18 protein-coding genes and 1 tRNA gene are annotated in these 20,560 nt (G+C 63.8%); 6 read left to right on the top strand and 13 right to left on the bottom strand.

What is annotated here, in order from left to right:
• Window positions 1-236: 236 nt before the first annotated feature.
• The 4 genes from PP1Y_RS17115 to efp form a co-directional block, all read right to left on the bottom strand.
• Window positions 237-1,574: an amidohydrolase gene (locus PP1Y_RS17115; RefSeq protein WP_013833343.1), complete on the bottom strand. Its 1,338-nt coding sequence runs from the start codon at window positions 1,572-1,574 to the stop codon at window positions 237-239.
• A 101-nt stretch (window positions 1,575-1,675) separates the two neighbouring features.
• Window positions 1,676-1,759: transfer RNA gene (locus tag PP1Y_RS17110), tRNA-Leu, on the bottom strand.
• Between the two features lie 157 nt (window positions 1,760-1,916).
• Window positions 1,917-2,738, bottom strand: a complete 822-nt coding sequence (locus tag PP1Y_RS17105) for an inositol monophosphatase family protein (protein WP_013833342.1) — start codon at window positions 2,736-2,738, stop codon at window positions 1,917-1,919.
• A gap of 33 nt (window positions 2,739-2,771) precedes the next feature.
• The gene (efp, locus tag PP1Y_RS17100; RefSeq protein WP_013833341.1) at window positions 2,772-3,335 is read right to left on the bottom strand and encodes an elongation factor P; all 564 of its coding nucleotides are present in this window, start codon (window positions 3,333-3,335) and stop codon (window positions 2,772-2,774) included.
• A gap of 121 nt (window positions 3,336-3,456) precedes the next feature.
• Between efp and PP1Y_RS17095 the strand changes: the two genes are divergently transcribed.
• A complete protein-coding gene (locus PP1Y_RS17095; protein ID WP_041558946.1) occupies window positions 3,457-3,846 on the top strand; it encodes a hypothetical protein in 390 nt (129 codons plus the stop codon).
• Window positions 3,847-3,864: 18 nt separating this feature from the next.
• Here the strand turns inward: PP1Y_RS17095 and PP1Y_RS17090 are convergent, their stop codons facing one another.
• The 6 genes from PP1Y_RS17090 to PP1Y_RS17065 all read right to left on the bottom strand — a co-directional run bounded on the left by PP1Y_RS17090 (window position 3,865) and on the right by PP1Y_RS17065 (window position 9,156).
• Entirely contained in the window at window positions 3,865-4,179 is a 315-nt protein-coding gene (locus tag PP1Y_RS17090; RefSeq protein WP_232512414.1) for a hypothetical protein, read from the bottom strand.
• A 4-nt stretch (window positions 4,180-4,183) separates the two neighbouring features.
• Window positions 4,184-4,438 (bottom strand): MoaD/ThiS family protein, encoded by a 255-nt coding sequence (locus tag PP1Y_RS17085; protein WP_013833339.1) that lies wholly within the window; start codon window positions 4,436-4,438, stop codon window positions 4,184-4,186.
• A gap of 6 nt (window positions 4,439-4,444) precedes the next feature.
• Window positions 4,445-6,703 (bottom strand): xanthine dehydrogenase family protein molybdopterin-binding subunit, encoded by a 2,259-nt coding sequence (locus PP1Y_RS17080; RefSeq protein WP_013833338.1) that lies wholly within the window; start codon window positions 6,701-6,703, stop codon window positions 4,445-4,447.
• Window positions 6,700-7,188, bottom strand: coding sequence for a (2Fe-2S)-binding protein (locus tag PP1Y_RS17075; protein ID WP_013833337.1), 489 nt, complete (start codon window positions 7,186-7,188; stop codon window positions 6,700-6,702). The genes PP1Y_RS17080 and PP1Y_RS17075 overlap by 4 nt, the downstream gene beginning before the upstream one ends.
• The gene (locus tag PP1Y_RS17070; RefSeq protein WP_013833336.1) at window positions 7,185-8,054 is read right to left on the bottom strand and encodes a xanthine dehydrogenase family protein subunit M; all 870 of its coding nucleotides are present in this window, start codon (window positions 8,052-8,054) and stop codon (window positions 7,185-7,187) included. Before PP1Y_RS17070 ends, PP1Y_RS17075 begins: the two co-directional genes overlap by 4 nt.
• A 139-nt stretch (window positions 8,055-8,193) precedes the next feature.
• A complete protein-coding gene (locus PP1Y_RS17065; protein ID WP_013833335.1) occupies window positions 8,194-9,156 on the bottom strand; it encodes a sterol desaturase family protein in 963 nt (320 codons plus the stop codon).
• A gap of 263 nt (window positions 9,157-9,419) precedes the next feature.
• Here PP1Y_RS17065 and PP1Y_RS26160 point away from each other — a divergent pair, with 263 nt between their 5' ends.
• Window positions 9,420-9,830: a hypothetical protein gene (locus PP1Y_RS26160; protein ID WP_193789708.1), complete on the top strand. Its 411-nt coding sequence runs from the start codon at window positions 9,420-9,422 to the stop codon at window positions 9,828-9,830.
• A 51-nt stretch (window positions 9,831-9,881) separates the two neighbouring features.
• Here the strand turns inward: PP1Y_RS26160 and PP1Y_RS17050 are convergent, their stop codons facing one another.
• Together PP1Y_RS17050 and PP1Y_RS17045 are read right to left on the bottom strand one after the other, a co-directional pair.
• Entirely contained in the window at window positions 9,882-12,413 is a 2,532-nt protein-coding gene (locus PP1Y_RS17050) for a penicillin-binding protein 1A (RefSeq protein WP_013833333.1), read from the bottom strand.
• A gap of 51 nt (window positions 12,414-12,464) precedes the next feature.
• The gene (locus tag PP1Y_RS17045) at window positions 12,465-13,334 is read right to left on the bottom strand and encodes an N-acetylmuramoyl-L-alanine amidase (RefSeq protein WP_013833332.1); all 870 of its coding nucleotides are present in this window, start codon (window positions 13,332-13,334) and stop codon (window positions 12,465-12,467) included.
• Between the two features lie 597 nt (window positions 13,335-13,931).
• Here PP1Y_RS17045 and PP1Y_RS17040 point away from each other — a divergent pair.
• A complete protein-coding gene (locus PP1Y_RS17040; RefSeq protein WP_013833331.1) occupies window positions 13,932-16,781 on the top strand; it encodes a ribonuclease E/G in 2,850 nt (949 codons plus the stop codon).
• A gap of 90 nt (window positions 16,782-16,871) precedes the next feature.
• Here PP1Y_RS17040 and PP1Y_RS17035 read toward each other — a convergent pair whose 3' ends face one another.
• Window positions 16,872-17,588, bottom strand: coding sequence for an SDR family NAD(P)-dependent oxidoreductase (locus PP1Y_RS17035; RefSeq protein ID WP_013833330.1), 717 nt, complete (start codon window positions 17,586-17,588; stop codon window positions 16,872-16,874).
• Between the two features lie 435 nt (window positions 17,589-18,023).
• Between PP1Y_RS17035 and PP1Y_RS17030 the strand changes: the two genes are divergently transcribed.
• Genes PP1Y_RS17030 through zapE form a run of 3 tightly spaced genes read left to right on the top strand, consistent with a single transcriptional unit; the run spans window position 18,024 to window position 20,397 of the window.
• Window positions 18,024-18,806, top strand: a complete 783-nt coding sequence (locus PP1Y_RS17030) for a succinate dehydrogenase iron-sulfur subunit (protein WP_007011108.1) — start codon at window positions 18,024-18,026, stop codon at window positions 18,804-18,806.
• A gap of 20 nt (window positions 18,807-18,826) precedes the next feature.
• The gene (locus PP1Y_RS17025) at window positions 18,827-19,285 is read left to right on the top strand and encodes a PaaI family thioesterase (RefSeq protein WP_013833329.1); all 459 of its coding nucleotides are present in this window, start codon (window positions 18,827-18,829) and stop codon (window positions 19,283-19,285) included.
• Window positions 19,282-20,397 (top strand): cell division protein ZapE, encoded by a 1,116-nt coding sequence (gene zapE / locus PP1Y_RS17020; protein ID WP_007011110.1) that lies wholly within the window; start codon window positions 19,282-19,284, stop codon window positions 20,395-20,397. Before PP1Y_RS17025 ends, zapE begins: the two co-directional genes overlap by 4 nt.
• Window positions 20,398-20,560 lie beyond the last annotated feature (163 nt).

Genomic DNA, 20,560 nt, shown 5'->3' with positions numbered 1-20,560 from the left:
GCAAAGGCGTAAAATGTCGGTAAAACTGACAGTGGCCGACAATCGAATGCACGTCGGCGCCGCCGAGTTTCTTGCAATTTCTCGATTTAACGCCGCGCAGTGTCGGCGACGATTACAGTGGCCATTCCTCGCAGCCCCTCGCCCTGACATGCCAGCGCCTGCTCCTGCGTCCGGAAACATCGGGCCGCGGCGGCGAAACCTTGGTTAACCGGCGCGGGCCCCGTGCCCGGCGCGCCCTACCTCGCCATCAACCGCAGGGCCGTGAGTGTCAGGGCCTGCGAACCTGCACCCACCACCTTGTCCGCCTCCGGCGCCCAGAACGGGCTGTGCAGCGAGGGAAGCGGCGCTCCGCCGGACTTGGCGGCAGCGATCTTTTCCGGCGATGAACCGCCGACCCAGAAGATGACCGACTTGATATGGTCTTCATCGGCCCGGCGGAACTCACCGAAGTCTTCCCCGCCCATCACAGGCGGGGTGAGCAGCGCCCGGTCCTTGCCCATCTTGTCCTGCAGGTAGGAGATCGCCTGCTCGGTGAACTCGGGCGAATTGTAGGTGGATCGGGTGTAGTTCTGCTTTACCGAAACCACCGGCATCAGGTCTTCGGGGATGCCGGAAGCAATCGCTTCGCCCTCGACGATGCGCTTGATGCCGGAAAGCAGCTTCTGGCGGGTCTCGTCCGAGAAACTGCGCACGGTGAGTTCCAGCTTGGCCTGGTCGGAAATGATGTTGTGCTTGGTGCCGGCATGGAACGAACCGACCGTGACGACCACCGGCTCGAGCGGGTCGCTTTCCCTGCTCGCCAATGTCTGAAGCTTCATCACGATGGCACTGGCCAGCACGATGGGATCCCTGGTGGTATGCGGATAGGCACCGTGACCGCCCACGCCCTTTACCAGGATGTCGACCGAATCGACATTGGCAAGCGCCCAGCCCTTGGCTGCGCCGATCACGCCCGAAGGCAGTTCGGGCGTATCGTGGAACGCCAGTGTGTAGTCGGGCTTCGCAAAGCGCGTGTAGAGCCCGTCTTCCAGCATCGCCGTGGCGCCGGTGCCGACTTCCTCGGCCGGTTGCCCGATCATGACCAGCGTGCCCGACCACTCGCCCTTGCGCGCTGCCATGAGCCGTGCGGTTTCGATCCAGGCGGTCATGTGCGTATCGTGGCCGCAGGCATGCATGATGCCGCTCTCCACCCCTGCGGTAGAGACACCGCGCTCCTTCGAGGCGAAAGGCAGTCCGGTCTGCTCGGTCACCGGAAGGCCGTCCATGTCGGCGCGAATCAGGACCGTCGGCCCCTCGCCGTTCTTCAGGACGGCGACGATACCCGTCTTGCCAACTTTCTCCGTCACCTCGAAACCGGCCTTGCGCGCCGCATCGGCCATGACCTTGGCGCTGCGCACTTCCTGGTAGCTGAGTTCGGGATGGGCATGGAGATCGCGGTAGATCGCCATGAGGCCCGGCATGTCCCGCGCGATCGAATCAGAAACAGGCTCCGCGGCGGCCGGCGTGACGCAAGTGGCCAGCGCGACGGAAACGAGGGGGCCGAGCGTTGCGGCCGTAAGCAGCGATTTCCTCATGAAGACAAGGCTATGGCTTGCCTGCCAAAGTCGCAAGGGTCTTGGTTGGAAAAGCCCATCCGGCCGCAGATGCGCGGTCGCCGCGCTGCATACGGCAGCGGTGGTGCCCCTGGCCCGACTCGAACGGGCACGTCTTGCGACAAACGATTTTGAGTCGTTCGCGTCTACCATTCCGCCACAGGGGCACGGGATGAGCCGGCGACGCTTAGCCGCAGGTCTTGCAGCATTCAAGTACGCAGGTGCCTTGCGCCTTAACTAATTGCGAAAAAGGGCAAGCAGCATGGTGGCCGTCACTTGCACGGCCTGCCCGCTGCTTGCCCCTTGATCGATGTCCGGGACGGATCAGGCCTTGAGCGAGGTCACCAGGATCTTGTGCAGGCGCGTGTGCAACGCATCGTTGCCGGCCAGGACCTCACTGTCGCAGATCGGCAGCGAACGGCCCTTGTAGTCGGAAACGAAGCCGCCCGCCTCGCGTACGAGCAGGCAGCCGGCCGCCGTGTCCCACGGGCTGAGATCGGATTCCCAGAACCCCTCGTAGCGGCCCGCGGCTACCCATGCGAGGTCGAGCGCGGCCGAACCGAAGCGGCGGATGCCCGCAACCTGCGGGGCAAGGCCGTGGTAAATCTTGGTCCACTCTCCGGCATCGCCCTTGTTGGCGAAGGGAATGCCCGTGGCGATCAGGCTCTCGTCGAGGTGACGACGCGAGGATACCCGCAAGCGGCGGTCGTGCAGCCAGGCGCCGCGCGACTTTTCCGCCCAGAAGCTCTCGTCGGTGATCGGCTGGTAAACAATACCGGTGGTCACTTCGCCCCAGCCCCGGCCGTCGAGGCGCGGTTCCTGCACCGCGATCGAAACCGCGAAGTGCGGCATGCCGTGCAGGAAGTTCGTGGTGCCGTCGAGCGGGTCGACGATGAAGCGCGGCTTGGTCGGGTCGCCCTCGATCTCGCCGGCTTCCTCGAACAGGAAACCCCAGTCCGGGCGCGCGGCCTTGAGCTCGTCCCAGATGGTGCGCTCGGCGGCCTGGTCGGCCTTGGACACGAAGTCCGAAGGCCCCTTGCGGCTCACCTGCAGGTGCTCGATTTCGCCGAAGTCACGGCGCAGGCGGGCGCCCGCCTTGCGGGCCGCCTTTTCCATGACGCGGATGAGACCGGAAATTGCGGCCATGTTTCTAACTACCTTGTACTTGCCGGGAAGGAATCAGTCCGCCTTGCGGACGTAGGCCTTCTCGTAGACGTCGACGACGATGCGGGTGCCGCTTTCGATGTGCGGCGGAACCATGACGCGCACGCCATTGTCGAGAACCGCCGGCTTGTAGCTCGACGAAGCGGTCTGGCCCTTCACCACGGCGTCGGCCTCGACGATGGTGGCCTCGACCTGCTCGGGAAGCTGCACGGAGATCGGGCGCTCTTCCCAAAGCTCGAGAAGAACCTGCATGCCGTCCTGCAGGAACGCCGCGGCATCGCCGAGCAGGTCGGCGGGGAGCTGGATCTGCTCGTAGCTCTCGATGTCCATGAACACCAGCTGGTCGCCTTCGGCGTAGAGGAACTGGAAGTCCTTGGTGTCGAGGCGAACCTTCTCGACCGTGTCGGCGCTGCGGAAACGCACGTTGGTCTTGCGGCCATCGATGAGGTTCTTCATCTCGACCTGCATGAAGGCACCGCCCTTGCCCGGCTGGGTGTGCTGCGTCTTCGCAACTTTCCAGATGCCGTTTTCGTATTCGAGAATGTTGCCGGGACGAATGTCGACGCCGCTGATCTTCATGGGTTGATGCCTTCGATGGGAAAGAGCCTGGTTCCGGCCCACGCGTGGCCGGGAAAGGATGCGCCCTTAGCGAAGCTCGGTCCTTGTGGCAATTGCTTCGCGCCGATGCTAGCCGGTTGCCATGAAACACGCACCCGGAATCGTCGCCGGCCTGATGGCCGCCTGCACCCTTGCTGCATGTGCGAGCGCCGAGACCCCTCCGCCCCCGGTGCCGGGCGGCCCGGTGGGCACGCTCACGCTTGGCAACTACACCTGCGAACTGCCCGGCGATGCCAGCGGCCCCAGGGGCAAGGAACTGCCCGACTATGCCTTCCGGGTGGTCAATGCTTCCAATTACAAGGCAGGCGGCGTGCGCGGCAGCTACCTCTATACCGGCGACCGGGTGGTAATGACCGGCGGCAAGTTCAAGGGGCTGAAGTTTCGCCGGGTCTCGACCGGATTCCTGCGCCAGGTCGACGATGCCGGCAAGGAAATGGAAATGCGCTGCGTCCTGACCTCGCGCGCATTCTGATCCGGCAGCGAACGGAAGTCACGAAGCCGTCAGCGTCGCCTCGTCCCAGACGAGGAAATCGACCGCCTGCGACACCAGTTCCAGGACGACACCGTCCGCGTTGGTGAACTGCGCGGGCCCGGCGGGAGACAGGCGAGCCTTGTCGCCCAGCAGGCCGAGCAGTTCGTCGCGGCGCTCCTGCGAAAGGACGGCGCTGCGCGCCAGGATCACGCCGTGGTTGCCGAACAGATCCCTCAAGTGAAACGCCTCGGACGGGCCGAAGGCCCGGGACAGATCGCTCAGGATCACGATGCCGAAGGGCTCCATCCGGGTAAACTGCAAGGTCACGCCCATGATCCTACCCTCCCCCGACGCGCGGCAACACGATCACTTCGCGCACATCGGCAAGGAGGCGGGTCCAGTCGGTTTCGAGCACACCATCGACTGCAAGATGCACACGCGCCCGGGCGATCTTCGCAAATCCGGGCCCTTGCGCGTCAAGCTTCTCGATAAGCTCGAAAAGGTTCCCCGCATCGATCGACAGCCGCTCGACGCCGAAGAACTCCTTGTCGAAGGGCGGCATGATCACGATACGCAAGGGCGAGGCGCTCACTCGCGCTCAACTCTCGGCATGAAGTGCGGCATGGACCTTGTCCGGCGACATCGGCAGCGAACGCATACGCTTGCCGGTGGCGGCGTGCACCGCATTGGCGACGGCGGCGAGCGGCGGAACGATCGGCACTTCGCCCACACCCTTAACACCGTAGGGGTGCACGGGATTGGGCACTTCGACCATGACCGTATCGATCATCGGCATGTCCGACGCGACCGGCATGCGATAGTCGAGGAATCCCGGATTCTCGAGCCTGCCTTCCCCGTTGTAGATGTAAGTCTCGTTCAGTGCCCAACCGATGCCCTGGGCAACGCCGCCCTGGATCTGGCCTTCGACATAATCGGCATGGATTGCGCGGCCGACATCCTGCACGGCGGTGTAGCGAACGATGGAGACGTGGCCGGTTTCCTGATCGACTTCGACGTCGCAGATGTGGAAGCCGAACCCCGGCAACCAGCCTTGCGCGCTCAGCGCCGAGGTCGCCGTGATCGGGCCACCCGAATGTATCGAACTGCCCGCGATTTCCCCCGCGCTCATTTTCGAACCGAGCTTTTCACCCGAGGTGCACACGGCATTGCCCTCACGCCATTCGACATCTTCGGCGGGGACCTGCCATGTGCGCGCGGCGCGTTCGCACAGGAGGCGCTTCACTTCCCTGGCGGCTTCGACCGTGGCCATGCCGGTCGCGAACGTCGTTCGGCTGCCACCGGTGACGAATGACAGGCCGATCGACGCGGTATCGGCCACGACGCAGCGAACCTGCTCGTATGGCACCTCAAGCACTTCGGCCGCCATGATAGCCATTGAGGCGCGGCTGCCGCCGATATCCGGGCTGCCGGTCGCGACAGTAAAGGTCCCATCCTCGGCAACGCTGAGATTGACAGTGGAGGGACCGCCGTAATTGCCCCAATAACCGCCGGCGATACCGCGCCCCTGGTTGGGGCCGAGCGGTGCGGACAAATGCGGATGTGCCTTTGCCGCTTCAAGGCATTGAACCCAGCCGATCTCGCCCCAGGGCAGTCCCGATGTCTGCAGGTCGCCGGGCATGGCCGCGTTCTTCATGCGCAGTTCGAGCGGATCCATGCCGAGCTTGATCGCCAGTTCGTCAATCGCGCTTTCGACCGCGAAGTTGACCTGTGGCGCACCCGGCGCGCGATAGGCCTTTGCCGCCGGGCGGTTGCACAACACCTCGATCCCCGAGACACGGGTATTGGCGATACGGTAATGTCCGATGGCGCTGGAAACGCCGGCCCCGGCATCGTTCGCAGCGAAGGCTCCGGAATGATACTTGAACGTCACCTCGGCGGCGACAAGCGTGCCGTCCGCATCTGCACCGAGGCGCACGTCGATGATGGCGCCCGGCGCGGGACCGGTGGCGCGAAAGACGTCTTCGCGGCTCATGCCAAGGCGCACCGGCCGACCCGACTTGCGTGATAGGATCATCGCCACCGGTTCAAGGTATACCGTGGTCTTGCCACCAAAACCGCCGCCGATCTCAAGCGGCGTAACGCGAATGTCCGACTGCGGGATCGCCAGCACCGATGCCGTAAGCGAACGGACCATGAAGTGGCCCTGGCTCGAACACCAGATCTGCGCTTGCCCGTCCCCGTTCCACGAAGCGACGCAGGCGTGCGGTTCGATGTAGCCCTGATGGACCGGCTCCATCGTGTAGCGCCCCTCGACGACGGCTGCAGCGCCTGACAGCGCGGCTTCGACGTCGCCCCGACCCATGGTCACGTCCATCGCAATGTTCGATGGCTTCTCATCCGATCGTCCCCTGGCCGGTTCCCGGATCAGCGGGGCATCGTCGGCCAGCGCCTCATCGAGGCCAAGGACATGCGGCAAGACCTCGTACTCAACCGATATCAGCGCCGCGGCCTCGCGCGCCAGTTCGGGGGTGGTTGCAGCGACTGCCGCGACCGGATGGCCCTCGTAGAGGACCTTGTCGAAGGCCAGGCAATTGTGCGACACATCGACGATATCCGACGCCCCCTCGCCCACGTGCATCACCAGCGACTCCAGCGTCGGCAGGTCCCTGCCCGTTGCCACCGCTTTCACCCCGGCCAACTTTTCGGCGGCGCGGGTATCGATGGACAGTATCCGCGCATGGGGATGCGGGCTGCGCAGGATCGCGCCCCAGAGCATGCCCGGCGCCTTGAAGTCGGTCCCGTAAAGCGCCTTTCCGGTAACCTTGTCGACCCCGTCCGGGCGAACCGGGCGAGTGCCGATATGGCGGAAAGTCTCGATCTTATCGGGCGCGTTCATGCGGGCGTCCTTTCCTGGCGCAGTTCGGCCGCAGCATCCATAACCGCGCGCACGATCTTGTCGTAGCCGGTGCAGCGGCACAGGTTGCCCGCCAGCCAGTAGCGCACTTCGGTTTCGGTCGGATTCGGATTGCGATCGAGCAGCGACTTGGCCGCCACGATGAATCCGGGCGTGCAGAAACCGCACTGGAGTGCGGCATGCTCGAGGAATTTCTGCTGCACGGGATGCAGCACCGAACCTTCGGCCACGCCCTCGATCGTGGCGACGGTGCGCCCTTCGGCCTCGGCTGCGAGGACAAGGCAGGAGCAGACCATTTCGCCGTCGAGCTGGACCGTGCAGGCCCCGCAGTCACCCGAACCGCACCCTTCCTTGGAGCCGGTCAGGTGAAGCGCATCGCGAAGGACATCGAGCAGCGAGGCGCCCGGATCACAGAGAAATTGCGTGGCATCGCCGTTGATCGTGGTATTGACGTGAGTTCTGTTCATGCCTTCGCTCCTGCGCGCTGGGCGGCAATCCGCACGGTGCGTTTGGCGAGAACACCGGCCATCGCCTTGCGATAGGCCACGGTCCCGCGCTTGTCGTCGATCGGGGCACAGGCCGCCTTTACGGCCTCGACCATCGCCGACAGCGCCTCCTCGTCGAGCTTCGTGCCGACCAGCGCCGCGCCGGCAGCCTCGACCAGCACTACGGTCGGCGCGACCGCGCCCAGCGCAATGCGCGCTGCAGTACAGGTGCCCTCGTCATCGATTCGAAGGTTTGCGCCGACCCCGACGACGGCAATGTCCATCTCCGTGCGCGGGATCGAGCGCAGATAGGCGTCGCCCTCAAGCGCGCAGCGAACGGGGAGGCGAAACTCGACCACGAATTCGCCGGAAGCCAGCGAAGTCCTGCCCGGAGACACGGGAATGTCCTGCACGGCGACTTCGCGCATGCCCGCAGGTCCGGCGACCACGCAGATCGCTTCGGCTGCGACAAGGGCCGGGACGCTGTCTGCAGCAGGAGAGGCATTGCACAGATTGCCCGCCATCGTCGCGCGGTTGCGGACCTGGACCGAGCCGATCAGGTTCGCTGCCTCGACGACGCCCGGCCAGGCGGCGCACAGGTCGGCATTATCCTTGAGCGCAGTGCATGGCGTTGCCGCACCGATCACGAATACGTCGCCCTCGCGCCGTACGCCGGAGAGGCTCGCAATCCGCTTGATGTCGACAACCGCGCTTGGAGCGATCCGGCCCGAGCGCATCTGGACGATGAGATCCGTTCCGCCGCCAAGCGGCCGTGCAGTAGGATCGCCGGACAGGAGTGCGACGACGCCCTCCACGGTATCGGGCGCGTGAAAGGCTGGTGACGGCATCGAACTCCCCTGCCGGTGGATCAATTCGCGCACAAAGTCGTGACCGCAAAGGCATTAGTCAACCGAGGGGCAAGAATATTGGCCTCGTCAGGACTTGGGGACGTGCTCTCTCGTCATAAAGCGAGGAGGAGATGCACGCTCAGTGTGAAACCAGTCGGCCCGTGCGCAACCCGGCGAGGATCGACCGCACCATGCTCACGACAGGATCGAACAGTATCCCCTTCAGCGAGGTGAACTGCCTGTGATCGGCATCGGCGCCGATCCCGTAGACCAGCACCTCCCCCTTGCCCGGCCGGTAAGCGGTGCCGAATATCCAGTCGAGCAAGGCCAGGTTCGTGGCGAAGTTGCGGTCCCAGTGGTGGGCCAGCTTGCTGTGATGGACCTGATGCATGTGCGGGCTGATGAAGATCCGGTCGAACGGGCCGAGGCCGATCGGCAAGTGCGAATGGCGCAAGGGATCAAGCGTCACCATGGTGATGACCTTGTTGAACAATCCCGAGTAGGCAAAGATCAGGACGACGTCCTCATCGGTCAGAAAGCAGATGACGGCCAGCGGGATCGCGATGAGGATCGCGCGCATGTTCTCCGTGAAGAGGACTTCCACCGGGCTCCCGCGCTGCGAAGTTATCGGGATCAGCGACGATGCCGAGTGATGAACCTTGTGCAGCTCCCAGAGGAAGGGCACCTTGTGGTGCAGATAGTGCAGCACGTAATCGACCAGTTCCTTCCACACGAACAGAAATACCAGAAGGAGCCCGGTGAGCGCGACTCCGGCATGGATGCGCATGTGCGCGCTCCTTTCCGGTCCCGCCATGTAATCGAGGAACTGCGTGATGATGATGGCCGAAACGACGAGCGGAATGTACCGCTGCGACACGGCCAGCAGTTTGGAAATCATCCAGAGCACGCAGTCGTGGGCCGTGCTGCGCGACAGATAGAATTCGGGAGGGAAGCAGGTTCGCAGAAGTCCGCGGAGCGAGAAGCGATCCTGCCCGTGCAAGACGGCCGATGCGCAAAAGGCCGTGCCGAAGACAAGTACAGTTACATAGGAGATCAGCAGAAAGGGCGTCTGGTCAACGATAAGCAAAGCCTGTTCGATCATGATACCGGCACCCTCGGGATCTGCGATTCTTGCTTTGACATCGCGCGCCAGACCGCCACAGCCGTGCCCGCGACTTGGCCAAATCTAATGAAGTCGACAGCAGGGCTCCATTCGCGCGATTGGTGGAGCCTGCAAGACTTATGGATTACCCCGAAGGGTGACAGGGGCCCTCCAGCGCGCCCTGTCGGTCATCGATAAATGAGGCCAAGCGAGATTCCCCGCCCGGCATGCTTGCTTCAAGCGCGACGATCAGGCCAGAACCCTTGTCGCTGCGCGGTCCGTTGCCGACCGTGACAATGACGCTGGCGTCGGCAGGAATGTCCGGGAGGTCCTTGTTCTGCGAGGCAGACAAGTTTCATCGCGCTGAGAAAGCACGCGGCCAAACCCGATGCGAAGAGCTGTTCAGGATTTTTGCCGTCGCCGTCACCGCCCAATTCCCCGGGCGTTCCCAATTTCACCGAGAAGCTGCCGTCGTCGGTTTAAGCCTTGCCGTCGCGCGCCTCGTGCGCGTCATGCGCGTGTCGCTGACCGATCAGGGCATGACGATCCTCCAAGAGGCGCGCTGCGTGCCTTTGGAAGTGATGGAAGCCACAGGCACCCCGCCCGAACAGCTTCAACAGCTCAACGAAAAGCTCAAGGCCCTGCGCAGCAAACTCGTTGCGAAACCGGGCTGATCCACGCCCGGGCGGCAGCGCGCCGAACGGGCGCGCGGCCATTCCCGCAGCCTAATACACCCCGCCCTGCTCTTCGGCGAAGTCGCGAGCCTCGCTGGTGGCCGCGGCAGCATCGGAACGGGCCTGACGGGCCTCGCGGATTTCCGATACCAGCGCATCGCGGCGGCGGGTAAATTCGTCCTCGGCGGTGTACTGCCGCGGTTCGGTGTCGGGCTTGAAGGCTTCCCAGATCACCGAGGCCTTGGGCTCGTTGGTCGGCTCTACGCCCATGACCTTCTTGCCGGTCACACGATCGATGCGAACCATGCGGATGCCAGCGGGCGCGACAAAGGGCTGGTCGCTCCAGCGCGAGCGCGTGTCGAGCACAACGTCCTTGAAGATCGGCGCGGCAATCCGGCCACCCTGGGCGTAACCGCCCAGCGAACGGGGATTGTCGTAACCGACATAGACGCCGCCCACGTAATCCTGATTGCCGCCCATGAACCACACGTCGGTCGGGCCGTTGGTGGTGCCGGTCTTGCCGAAGAGCGGCAGATTGAGGTCGCGCAGGCGCACGGCGGTGCCACGGATGACGACGCCCTCGAGCATGTGGATCACCTGATATGCGGTGTCCGCGTCGAGCACCTGCTTGCCCTTGCGCTTGATGCGCGGCATCGGCTTGCCGTCCCATTCGGCCATGTTGCACGTATCGCAGCGGCGCTTGTCCGCGTTCCAGATCACCTTGCCATTGCGGTCCTGCACGTAGTCGATGACAGTCGAAGGGAACTGCACGCCATTGTTGGCAAGCGCTGAATAGGCATTGGCCATGCGCGCCACCGTCGTCTCGCCCGCGCCAAGCGCGAAGGAAAGATACGGCTTGTAGTCGCCGATCCCGACATTGTGGAATGTGCGGATGACGCGCGGCATGCCGGTATCGTTGGCGATGCGCACGGTCATGAGGTTGCGCGACTGCTCAAGGCCCCAACGCATCGTGTGGCTGCCCGAACCGCCCTCGTTGCCGAAGTTGCGGAAGCACTTGTCGCCCAGCCCCGCGCCCTGGAAGACGCAGAACGTACCGTCGAGCACCTGGGTTGCCGGGGTCATCCCGTATTGCAGCGCGGTCGCATAGACGAAGGGCTTGATCGTCGAGCCCGGCTGGCGTTCGGCCTGGGTGGCGCGGTTGAATGAACCCAGCCCGGAATCGAAGCCGCCCTGCATGGCAAGAACGCGCCCGGACCAGGGCTGCTCCATGACCATGCCGCCTGAAACCTCGGGGATGGTACGTACGGCGTAAGTACCTGAAGATACGGGTTCAGCCGCGACGAAATCGCCGACCTTGGCCTTGTCAGGAATATTGGTCAGGGCGAAGGTGTTGCCATCGGAAAAACCGATCTGGCCATTGCCGTCGTCCAGGCCGAGAATGACGCCGACTTTCCAGTTCTTGTAGTCGATCGTCTTGTTCGACACGATGAGCTGGGTCTGCCAGCTGTCCATGTCCTTGATGTGGGCGATCGGGCCGGTCCAGCCGCGGTTGCCGTGATAGCTCAGCAGACCCTTGCGCAGCGCGGCGCGCACCGAATCCTGCAGCTGGGTGTCGAGCGAGGTGCGCACCCACAGGCCGCCGGCGTAGACGCTGTTGGGGCCGTCCTCGGCCTTCTCGCCATAGCGATCGATCAGGCGGCGGCGAACTTCCTCGATGAAGTAGCCATTGCCCGGGTCGTAATTGGTTCCGCGCTGGGTAACCAGGCCAAGCGGCTCGGCCTTGGCCTTCTCTGCTTCTTCCTTGCTTGCCCAGCCATTGCGGACCATCTGGTCCAGCACCCAGTTGCGCCGCTCAAGCGCGCGCTCGGCATGCTTCTTGCGGCCGTAGACTTCCGGCGCGCGCGGCAGGATCGCAAGGAAAGCCGACTGGCTGAGCGTCAGTTCATCGACGTCCTTGTCGAAATAAGCGCGCGAGGCGGCCTGCACGCCGAACGAACGACGGCCCAGCGGGATCTCGTTGAGATAGAGCTCGAGGATCTGCTGCTTGGTCAGCACGCCTTCGATGCGGCGGGCCAGCACCATTTCCTTCAGCTTGCGGGTGACCGAGTACTCGTCGCCAATCAGAATGTTCTTGGCGACCTGCTGGGTGATGGTCGAGCCGCCCTTGGCGCGCTCACCGCTGCCGTACTTGGCGATGTAGTCGACCACCGCGCCCGCAAAGCCGCCGAAATCGACGCCGCCATGGGTCCAGAACGTGCGGTCCTCCGCCGAGAGGAAGGCGTTCACCAACGGACGCGGAAAATCGACGAAGCGCAGCTGTACGCGCCGTTCGCGCGCGTAACTGTAGACGATCTCGCCATCGAGGCCGCGCACCATGGTCGGCAGCGGCGGCTGGTACTCGAGCAGCTTGTTCGCGTCCGGCAGGTCGCGCGTCAGGAAAATCCAGAAACCGATCAGACCGATCAGGCCGACGACGCACAAATAGGCGAAGCGGCGCACCCAGTTGCTGGTGCGCCAGAGCTGGCGGACTACGGAGAGCCCTCCCGACGCTTCCCTGCGGATCCGGAAAGTGAAGTCTTCAGGCGGCTGCTGGCCGCCCTGCTCGTTCGTCTCGTCGGTCATTGCGCCAGCCCTCTAGCATGAGCCTTCGGCGATATGCCAGATATCACGCGCCTAGAGCGCCGCTTTCCTGGCGAAAAAGGCACGGATCGCCCGTGACGTGGCGCCGGCGACCGTGCGCTGCCCCTGTTTCGAGCCGAGAAACTGCGCATCGTCCACATTGTTGATGTATCCGGTTTCGAGCAGGATCGAGGGAATGTCGGGCGCCTTGAGCACCGCCAGCGCAGCGGTTTCGACATGGTCGCGATGCAGGCCGACATGAGCCTCCTGCAATTCGCGCAGCAGGAGCCCGGCAATTTCGCTCGAACTGGCCTGGGTATCGCGCTGCGACAGGTCGAGGAGGATCTTGCCGACATCGGAATCGATCCCGGATAGCGGCACGCCGTTCACCTTTATCGAGGTACTGTCGGTCGCGGCAAAGCGGCGGGCTGCCTCGCCGGAGCCCTTTTCAGACAAGACGTAGACGCTCGCCCCGCGCGCGGTGTCGTTTTCGGCGCTGTCGGCATGGATCGAAACGAACAGGTCAGCACCCAGGCGCCGGGCAATATCGGGGCGGTCGGCAAGGGCGATAAAACGGTCGTTGTCTCGCGTAAGCGCCACGCGCACGCCGCCGCCTTCCAGAAGACGGTCCCGCACGGCCAGCGCGATCTGCAGGGCAACGCTCTTTTCCTTCAGCGCCCCCTGCCCCGCGCCCGGATCGAAGCCGCCATGTCCGGCATCGATCACCACCAGCGGACGGCTGGCATCGGGCGGCCCTTCGACCCTGGGCAGGTCGACCGGGGTATCGATGGCGGGCATGTCGAAGCGGATTACATGGTGCCGGGCGCCGACGGGGCGCTCCAGTTCGCGGTGGATCACATAAGCCGCCAGCGCCAGCGAGAGCGGCACGGACAGGAACACAATCAGGCGAACGACCCGCGACATGGCCGAGTGACTAAGTGCCGGGCCGCGCCTCGACAATCCTTTGCCTGCGCACTTCCCACGGAATTCGGAAAGAAATCCGTAACCATGCCAGTGTCAGATATCTGTCAGGCAAGTAACTTGCCGTGCAAGGCCATGAATGCTAGGCCAAACCGACCCGGGGCGAGAATGCTTCGGTCCTTGCAATCCGGACAAGCGCCACAAAATGGTGCCGGACAGGACCGACAGCGACGAAGCTCCGGCCGTCAAAGCCGGAAATTGTTCCGGATCCTAACAGGTTGACGCGAGACATGAGAAGCCAATTGCCGCCTTGCCAGCCGACGCCCCCGAGGGCGTGGGCGGTCTGGTCGCAATTCAACGCGTGTACGATTTCGCCACGCGGCCTTCCTCTCGCAGACACGCTCACCGCTTTCGAAGCGGATGTAACGATAGCCGCAAACGGGGCGCTGGATTGCCCCGACTTCATTCTTACCCACGCCCGGAAACCGAAGAGCCACGCCGAGATCGGCCATGCCTTCGGCAACGCATCGGGCTATTTCGAACAGAATCGCGCCACCTCGGCTGATCCGGCCGGGACGAGGCGCGCTTGGAGATCACATAATGGCAACGCGCATGCTCATCGATGCGCGCCACCCGGAAGAAACGCGGGTGGCCGTACTCAAGGGAAATCGCATTGAAGAGTTCGATTTCGAATCGACCGAACGCAAGCAGATAAAAGGCAACATCTACCTCGCGAAGGTGACCCGTGTGGAACCTTCGCTGCAGGCTGCCTTCGTCGACTTCGGAGGAAACCGTCACGGCTTCCTCGCCTTCAGCGAAATTCATCCCGACTACTACCAGATTCCGAAGGAAGACCGCGAAGCGCTTCTGGCCGAAGAAGCGGCCCATGCCGAAGAAGAAGCCGCCCTGCGCGCCCGTGACGGCGACGATGAGGACGACGATGAAAACGGCAACGACGGCGAAGACTTCGACGACGGCGGCCTGACCGAAGTCGACACATCCGAAAAGGACGAAGTCGCCACCATCGAGGATGGCAACGTCGAGAACGGCTTCGACCACGGCAGCGAGGAAGAAGGCGAAACGTCGGAAGACGAGCACGGCGGTTCGCGCCGTCGCGGTCGCCGCCGCCAGGGCAAGGGCCGTTCGAAGGAAGCCGACGAACTGCGCGCCAAGCGCATCGCCCTGCGCCGCCGCTACAAGATCCAGGACGTCATCCACCGGCGCCAGGTCCTGCTGGTGCAGGTCGTCAAGGAAGAGCGCGGCAACAAGGGCGCGGCGCTGACCACGTACCTCAGCCTTGCTGGCCGTTACTGCGTGCTCATGCCGAACTCGAGCCACGGCGGCGGCATCAGCCGCAAGATCAGCTCGGCCTCGGACCGCAAGCGCCTCAAGTCGATCATTGCAGAGCTTGAGCTGCCGCGTTCGATGGGCTGCATCGTGCGCACCGCCGGCCTCCAGCGCACCAAGACCGAGATCAAGCGCGACTTCGACTATCTCGCCCGTCTCTGGGACGAACTGCGCGAAAAGACGCTCGGCTCGGCCGCTCCCTCGCTGATCCATTCGGACAGCGACCTCGTGAAGCGCGCGATCCGCGACATCTACAATCGCGAGATCGAGGAAGTCGTGGTCGAGGGCGAGGAAGGCTACCGCGCCGCCAAGGACTTCATGAAGCTGCTCATGCCCAGCCATGCGCGGCGGGTGAAGCCCTATTCCGACCCGGTTCCGCTGTTCCAGCGCTATGGCGCCGAAGACCAGCTTACCGCGATGTACGACCCTGTCGTGCAGCTTCGCTCGGGCGGCTACATCGTCATCAACCCGACCGAAGCGCTCGTTTCGATCGACATCAACTCGGGCCGCGCCACCAAGGAGCACGGTATCGAGCAGACGGCGGTCGCCACCAATCTCGAAGCGGCCCAGGAAATCGCCCGTCAGCTGCGCCTGCGCGACATGGCCGGACTCGTCGTGATCGACTTCATCGACATGGAGTACGGCTCCAACGTCCGCAAGGTCGAGAAGGCGATGAAAGACGCGCTCAAGAACGATCGGGCACGCATCCAGGTCGGTCGCATCTCCAGCTTCGGCCTGATGGAAATGAGCCGCCAGCGCCTGCGCACCGGCGTTCTGGAAGCGACCACCCGCTCCTGCCCGCATTGCGACGGTACCGGCCTCGTGCGTACCGCCAGCTCGGCAGGTCTCTCGGCGCTGCGCCTGATCGAGGACGAAGCGGCCAAGGGCAAGGGCGTGGTCGTCTCGCTCTTCGCGTCGACCGAAGCGGCAGTCTACCTGCTCAATGCCAAGCGCACCGACCTGGCCGACATCGAGGCTCGCTACGGCGTGGCAGTCGAAGTCATTCCGGAAGGTGAGAACGAAGGCGCCAAGATGCGCGTCATCTCGTCGGGTCCGCGCAACGAATTCGTGCCCCGCTTCGAGCCGATTGCCGTCGAGGTCGAGGATGACGACATCCCTGAGGATGACGAGGACGAGATCGAGCGCGAGGACGCCGAAGCCCGCTCCGAGGGCGAAGGCCGCCGCAAGCGTCGCCGTCGCCGTCGCGGTCGCAATCGCGACCGTCGTGACGAGCAGTCAGGCGACGAAAGCGCCGAAACCGAAGCCTCCGAGAGCGCCGAAAACGACAACGAGGGCGAAGAAACCTTCGCCGGCGGTGACGATGAGGAAGGCGATGCGCCCCGCAAGCGCCGCCGCCGTGGCGGTCGCCGCAGGCGCGGACGGCGCGTCGACGAGGCAGGCGAGCAGACCGAGGGTGAAGCCGGCGACGACAGCCAGGGTTCGCACGAGGACGCAGACGTTGCCGAAGCTCCTGCCGAAGCCGAAGCTCCGATCGAGGCCACTCCGGTAGCCGAGGCCGAGCCTGAGGTTGAGGAAGCTCCCAAGCCGAAGAAGCGCACGCGCCGCAAGAAGGCCGAGCCCAAGCCCGAAGCAGCCGAAGCCGCAGTTGAGGAAGCGCCTGAAGCAGTCGCTGCCGAAGCTCCGGCCGAGGAAACTCCGGTTGCCGAGGAAGCGCCGGCCAAGCCCAAGCGCACCCGCCGCAAGAAGGCCGAGCCCAAGCCCGAAGCCGAAGCGGCCGAGGCTCCCGCTGAGGATGCCCCTGCTGCCGAGGAAGCGCCGGCCAAGCCCAAGCGCACCCGCCGCAAGAAGGCCGAGCCCAAGCCCGAAGCCGAAGTGGTGGAAGCAGCCGCAGAGGACGCCCCTGCCGCCGAGGAAGCGCCGGCAAAGCCCAAGCGCGCGCGCCGCAAGAAGGCCGAGCCCAAGCCCGCCGAGGAAGCAGAGCCGGTTGCAGTTGAGGCCGCTGCGCCTGAAGCGACGCCCGTCGAAGCCGCCCCTGTTGGCGAGGAAGTGACTGCGGACGCATCGTCAGGTGACGAAGCAGCCAATGACGAGAGCGCCGAGCGCCCGCGTCGAGGCTGGTGGCAGCGCACGTTCGGCGAATAAGCCCAACCGACAGAAAAAGCCCCGCAGCGCCATTGCGTGCTGCGGGGCTTTTTCTTTTTTGCGGGTCCGTGGACCGACCCAGCTATTCCATCAGAACGGGATCGACTGACCGTCCCACGCAAAAAACCCGCCGCTATCGGCAGGTCCGAGTCCATCGATGACGGTCAGCAGACTTTGCGCAGCCTGCGCGGCATCGGTTACCTGGCCATCGGGCAGATTACGCTGATAGGGACGTGAAAGCGGCGTATCCACGGTGCCGGGATGGAGCGAAACGATCACGCTTTGGCGGTGGGTGCGCCCCAGTTCGATAGCGAAATTGCGGATCAGCATGTTCAGTGCCGCCTTCGAGGCCCGATAGCTGTGCCATCCGCCCAGGCGATTGTCCGCAATCGAACCCACTCTCGCTGAAATGGCCGCAAAGACACTGCGCTTGTCCCTTGGGAGCAGCGGCAGCACATGGCGAGCAACCATGGCCGGGGCAATCGTATTGAGCGCGAAGAGCTGCGCCATCCTTGCCTGGTCCAGTTTTCGATAAGACCGTTCGGGCCCTGCCCCGTCGGCAAAGTCGAGCGCCCCGCTGGCAACGATCACGAGGTCAGGCAGCCCTTCCCGCTCCATGCGGTGTGCAGCCTCGGCAATTGCGCCTTCGTCGGTCACATCACAGGCAAGAGGGACGATCTTGCCGCCAAGCGCCAGGGACTTTCGACTGGCGGCATAGACCCGCTCGACATCGCTACGCGCGGCCAGCGCTTCGACGAGCGCCGAACCGATTCCGCCGCCGGCACCGAAGATACAGGCGCATGTCATCTGAATCGCTCCTTGCTCATTCCTGCGCAAACCGCCTGATCATGCCATCGTCTACGCCGCGGGTTCGCTGCGGTTCCCGGCATGGAAGCGGACCTGCCAAGGTTCGGCATCCCGTCCTCAAAGCACGGCGAAAGGCCCTCATCAGCAAGGAAACTGCCGCGATTCGCGTAAATAAGCCATCATCCTGATGACAAATAGGATGGGCGACCTCACGCTCCGGGATGCCCCAAATCCGCCCATGCGCGCGAAATCATGAACATTTAATATTGTATTTCAATACTTTAGTGAAAAATAAGTGCCGACCATTGCCGCCTTCAGGCCACCTACCCAAACAGCAGGACCTGTCATTCTGGCCCCTTGCCCCGGGCCGCTGAATCGCTAGAGGGGTCTGCAGAAGCGGTTCATGCCGCAATGCGAGATCACGGGGATTCTTTCATGGCGACCTTCACCCTCCCGGCCAACAGCAAGATCAAGAAGCAGGGCAACGTCCACAAGGCGGAAGGCGCCACGCGCGTGAAGAAATTCACCGTCTATCGCTACGATCCGGATTCGGGCGAAAACCCGCGTTACGACACGTTCGAAATCGATCTCGACAACTGCGGCCCGATGGTCCTCGACGCGCTCATCAAGATGAAGAGCGAACAGGATCCTTCGCTGACCTTCCGCCGCTCTTGCCGCGAAGGCATCTGCGGTTCGTGCGCGATGAACATGAACGGCTCGAACGGTCTTGCCTGCACCACGGCAATCGAGGACCTCAAGGGCGACATCCGCATCACTCCGTTGCCGCACATGGAAGTGATCAAGGACCTCGTTCCCGACTTCACCCACTTCTACGCGCAGTACGCCTCGATCCGGCCCTGGCTGCAGACCGTCTCGACCACGCCTTCGGGCAAGGAGCGCCTGCAGAGCCCCGAGCAGCGTGAAAAGCTGGACGGCCTCTACGAGTGCATCCTGTGCGCCTGCTGCTCGACGTCATGCCCGAGCTACTGGTGGAACTCCGACAAGTTTCTCGGCCCGGCAATCCTGCTCCAAGCCTATCGCTGGCTCGCCGACAGCCGCGACGAGATGACCGGTGAGCGTCTGGACGAACTGGAAGATCCCTTCCGCCTCTACCGCTGCCACACGATCATGAACTGCGCCAACGTGTGCCCCAAGGGCCTCTCGCCGGCGCGCGCCATCGCCGAAATCAAAAAGATGCAGGCGGAGCGCCAGGTCTGATCCTCGCGGTCTGAGCCGAGGTGGAACCTACCAGCGCATTCATCCACGAGCCCGATCCGGAAAATCCGGGCTGGCATACGTGGGACATGGCCGACCAGGATCGCTTCAACCCTGTCGTGATGGGCAAGATGCTTTTGCGACAGGAAGGCGACCGGGCGGCGCGGCTGCGCATGCTCAACACCACGACCAGGCATGCAAACCTGCACGGCGCGCTCCACGGCGCCGTGATCCTCGGGCTGATCGATATTTCCCTGTTCGCAACCGTTCACCAGGTGGTCGGCGGCAATGCCGCTGCCTCCGTAACGCTGGACCTGTCCACGCAGTTCGTGGGCAGCGGACGCCTCGGTGCCCCGCTGGATGCGATCTGCGAAGTCATGAAGGAAACCGGCCGCCTGTTCTTCCTTCGCGGAAATCTTGAACAGGAAGGCGAACTGATCGCTTCCTACATGGGCACCTTGCGGAAACCGTCTGCGCGATGACCGGCATGCTGAACCGTTACGAGGCGCTCGTCGCCACGGGCGAACTCCGTGTCGACCCGGAGCAGGCAGCGGCTGCCGAACGCCTCGATCGCCTCCAGCGAGAGATGTACAAGGCACGCTCGTCCACGGGCCTGATCGGACGCCTGCTCGGCAAGAAGCCCCTGCCCCCGCGCGGTGTGTATATGTGGGGCGGCGTCGGCCGCGGAAAGTCGATGCTGATGGACCTGTTCCACCAGACGCTCGACATTACCGAGAAAAAGCGCGTCCACTTCCATGCCTTCATGCTCGATGTGCACGCCCTGCTGCGCGACGAACGAAAGAATGAAACCGGCGATCCGATCCCGCCGGTCGCAGCCCAGATCGCACGCAACGTCCAGTGCCTCGCCTTCGACGAGATGGTCGTCAACAATTCCGCCGACGCCATGATCATGAGCCGCCTGTTTACGCATCTGATCGTGAACGAAGGCGTGACGATCGTCACCACGTCCAACCGGGCCCCATCTCAGCTCTACAAGGACGGCCTGAACCGCGAACACTTCCTGCCCTTCATCGATCTGATCGAGCAGGAACTGGACGTGATGACGTTGAATGGCCCCACCGACTATCGGCTGGCCCGTCTGGGCGGCATGCCGACCTGGCACATGCCGCTCGGTGAACCGACTACGCAGCAGGCACGCGAGGCCTTCTATCGCCTGACGGACTATCCGCCCGAAGATGCCGAACACGTGCCTTCGACCGAGATCGACGTCGGCGGCGGTCGCACTCTTTTCGTGCCCAAGAGCCTGAAGGGTGTCGGCGTGTTCAGTTTCAAGCGGCTGTGCAGCGAAGCACGCGGCGCGTCCGACTATCTTGCCATTGCCCGCGCCTATCACACGGTGATCGTCGTCGGCATCCCGAAAATGGGGCCGGACCGTCGCAACGAAGCCGCCCGGTTCGTGACGCTGATCGATGCGCTGTATGAAAACAAGGTCAAGCTGATCGTCGCTGCCGACGCCGCTCCCGAGGAGCTTTACGAAGCCGGCTCCGGCCGCTTCGAATTCGAGCGCACGGTCAGCCGTCTTAACGAAATGCAGAGCGCAGATTATCTTGCGCTCGGCCATGGCGAAAGCTGAATTCGTTAACGAATTCGACCGTTCGACCTCTTCAATTCGTTAATGATTCCCGAATCGGGACGCAAGTGAGTCGCAAGGATCGGGTCATCAGCCAGGTCCTGCGAGCATCGCGCGAGACGCGCCCAGCCAAAGCCCAAATATCAAAAGCGCCCTGAGCCAACGC

The organism is Novosphingobium sp. PP1Y, assembly GCF_000253255.1.
Taxonomy (GTDB): Bacteria; Pseudomonadota; Alphaproteobacteria; order Sphingomonadales; family Sphingomonadaceae; genus Novosphingobium.
The sequence above is the reverse complement of the archived record's forward strand: the minus strand, read 5'-3'. Positions and strand labels throughout refer to the sequence as shown.

Coding starts and splice junctions, on each gene's coding strand:
- PP1Y_RS17115 (WP_013833343.1), bottom strand. CDS start 1,574: ATGAGGAAATCGCTGCTTACGGCCGCAACGCTCGGCCCCCTCGTTTCC.
- PP1Y_RS17105 (WP_013833342.1), bottom strand. CDS start 2,738: ATGGCCGCAATTTCCGGTCTCATCCGCGTCATGGAAAAGGCGGCCCGC.
- efp (WP_013833341.1), bottom strand. CDS start 3,335: ATGAAGATCAGCGGCGTCGACATTCGTCCCGGCAACATTCTCGAATAC.
- PP1Y_RS17095 (WP_041558946.1), top strand. CDS start 3,457: ATGAAACACGCACCCGGAATCGTCGCCGGCCTGATGGCCGCCTGCACC.
- PP1Y_RS17090 (WP_232512414.1), bottom strand. CDS start 4,179: ATGGGCGTGACCTTGCAGTTTACCCGGATGGAGCCCTTCGGCATCGTG.
- PP1Y_RS17080 (WP_013833338.1), bottom strand. CDS start 6,703: ATGAACGCGCCCGATAAGATCGAGACTTTCCGCCATATCGGCACTCGC.
- PP1Y_RS17075 (WP_013833337.1), bottom strand. CDS start 7,188: ATGAACAGAACTCACGTCAATACCACGATCAACGGCGATGCCACGCAA.
- PP1Y_RS17070 (WP_013833336.1), bottom strand. CDS start 8,054: ATGCCGTCACCAGCCTTTCACGCGCCCGATACCGTGGAGGGCGTCGTC.
- PP1Y_RS17065 (WP_013833335.1), bottom strand. CDS start 9,156: ATGATCGAACAGGCTTTGCTTATCGTTGACCAGACGCCCTTTCTGCTG.
- PP1Y_RS17050 (WP_013833333.1), bottom strand. CDS start 12,413: ATGACCGACGAGACGAACGAGCAGGGCGGCCAGCAGCCGCCTGAAGAC.
- PP1Y_RS17045 (WP_013833332.1), bottom strand. CDS start 13,334: ATGTCGCGGGTCGTTCGCCTGATTGTGTTCCTGTCCGTGCCGCTCTCG.
- PP1Y_RS17040 (WP_013833331.1), top strand. CDS start 13,932: ATGGCAACGCGCATGCTCATCGATGCGCGCCACCCGGAAGAAACGCGG.
- PP1Y_RS17035 (WP_013833330.1), bottom strand. CDS start 17,588: ATGACATGCGCCTGTATCTTCGGTGCCGGCGGCGGAATCGGTTCGGCG.
- PP1Y_RS17030 (WP_007011108.1), top strand. CDS start 18,024: ATGGCGACCTTCACCCTCCCGGCCAACAGCAAGATCAAGAAGCAGGGC.
- zapE (WP_007011110.1), top strand. CDS start 19,282: ATGACCGGCATGCTGAACCGTTACGAGGCGCTCGTCGCCACGGGCGAA.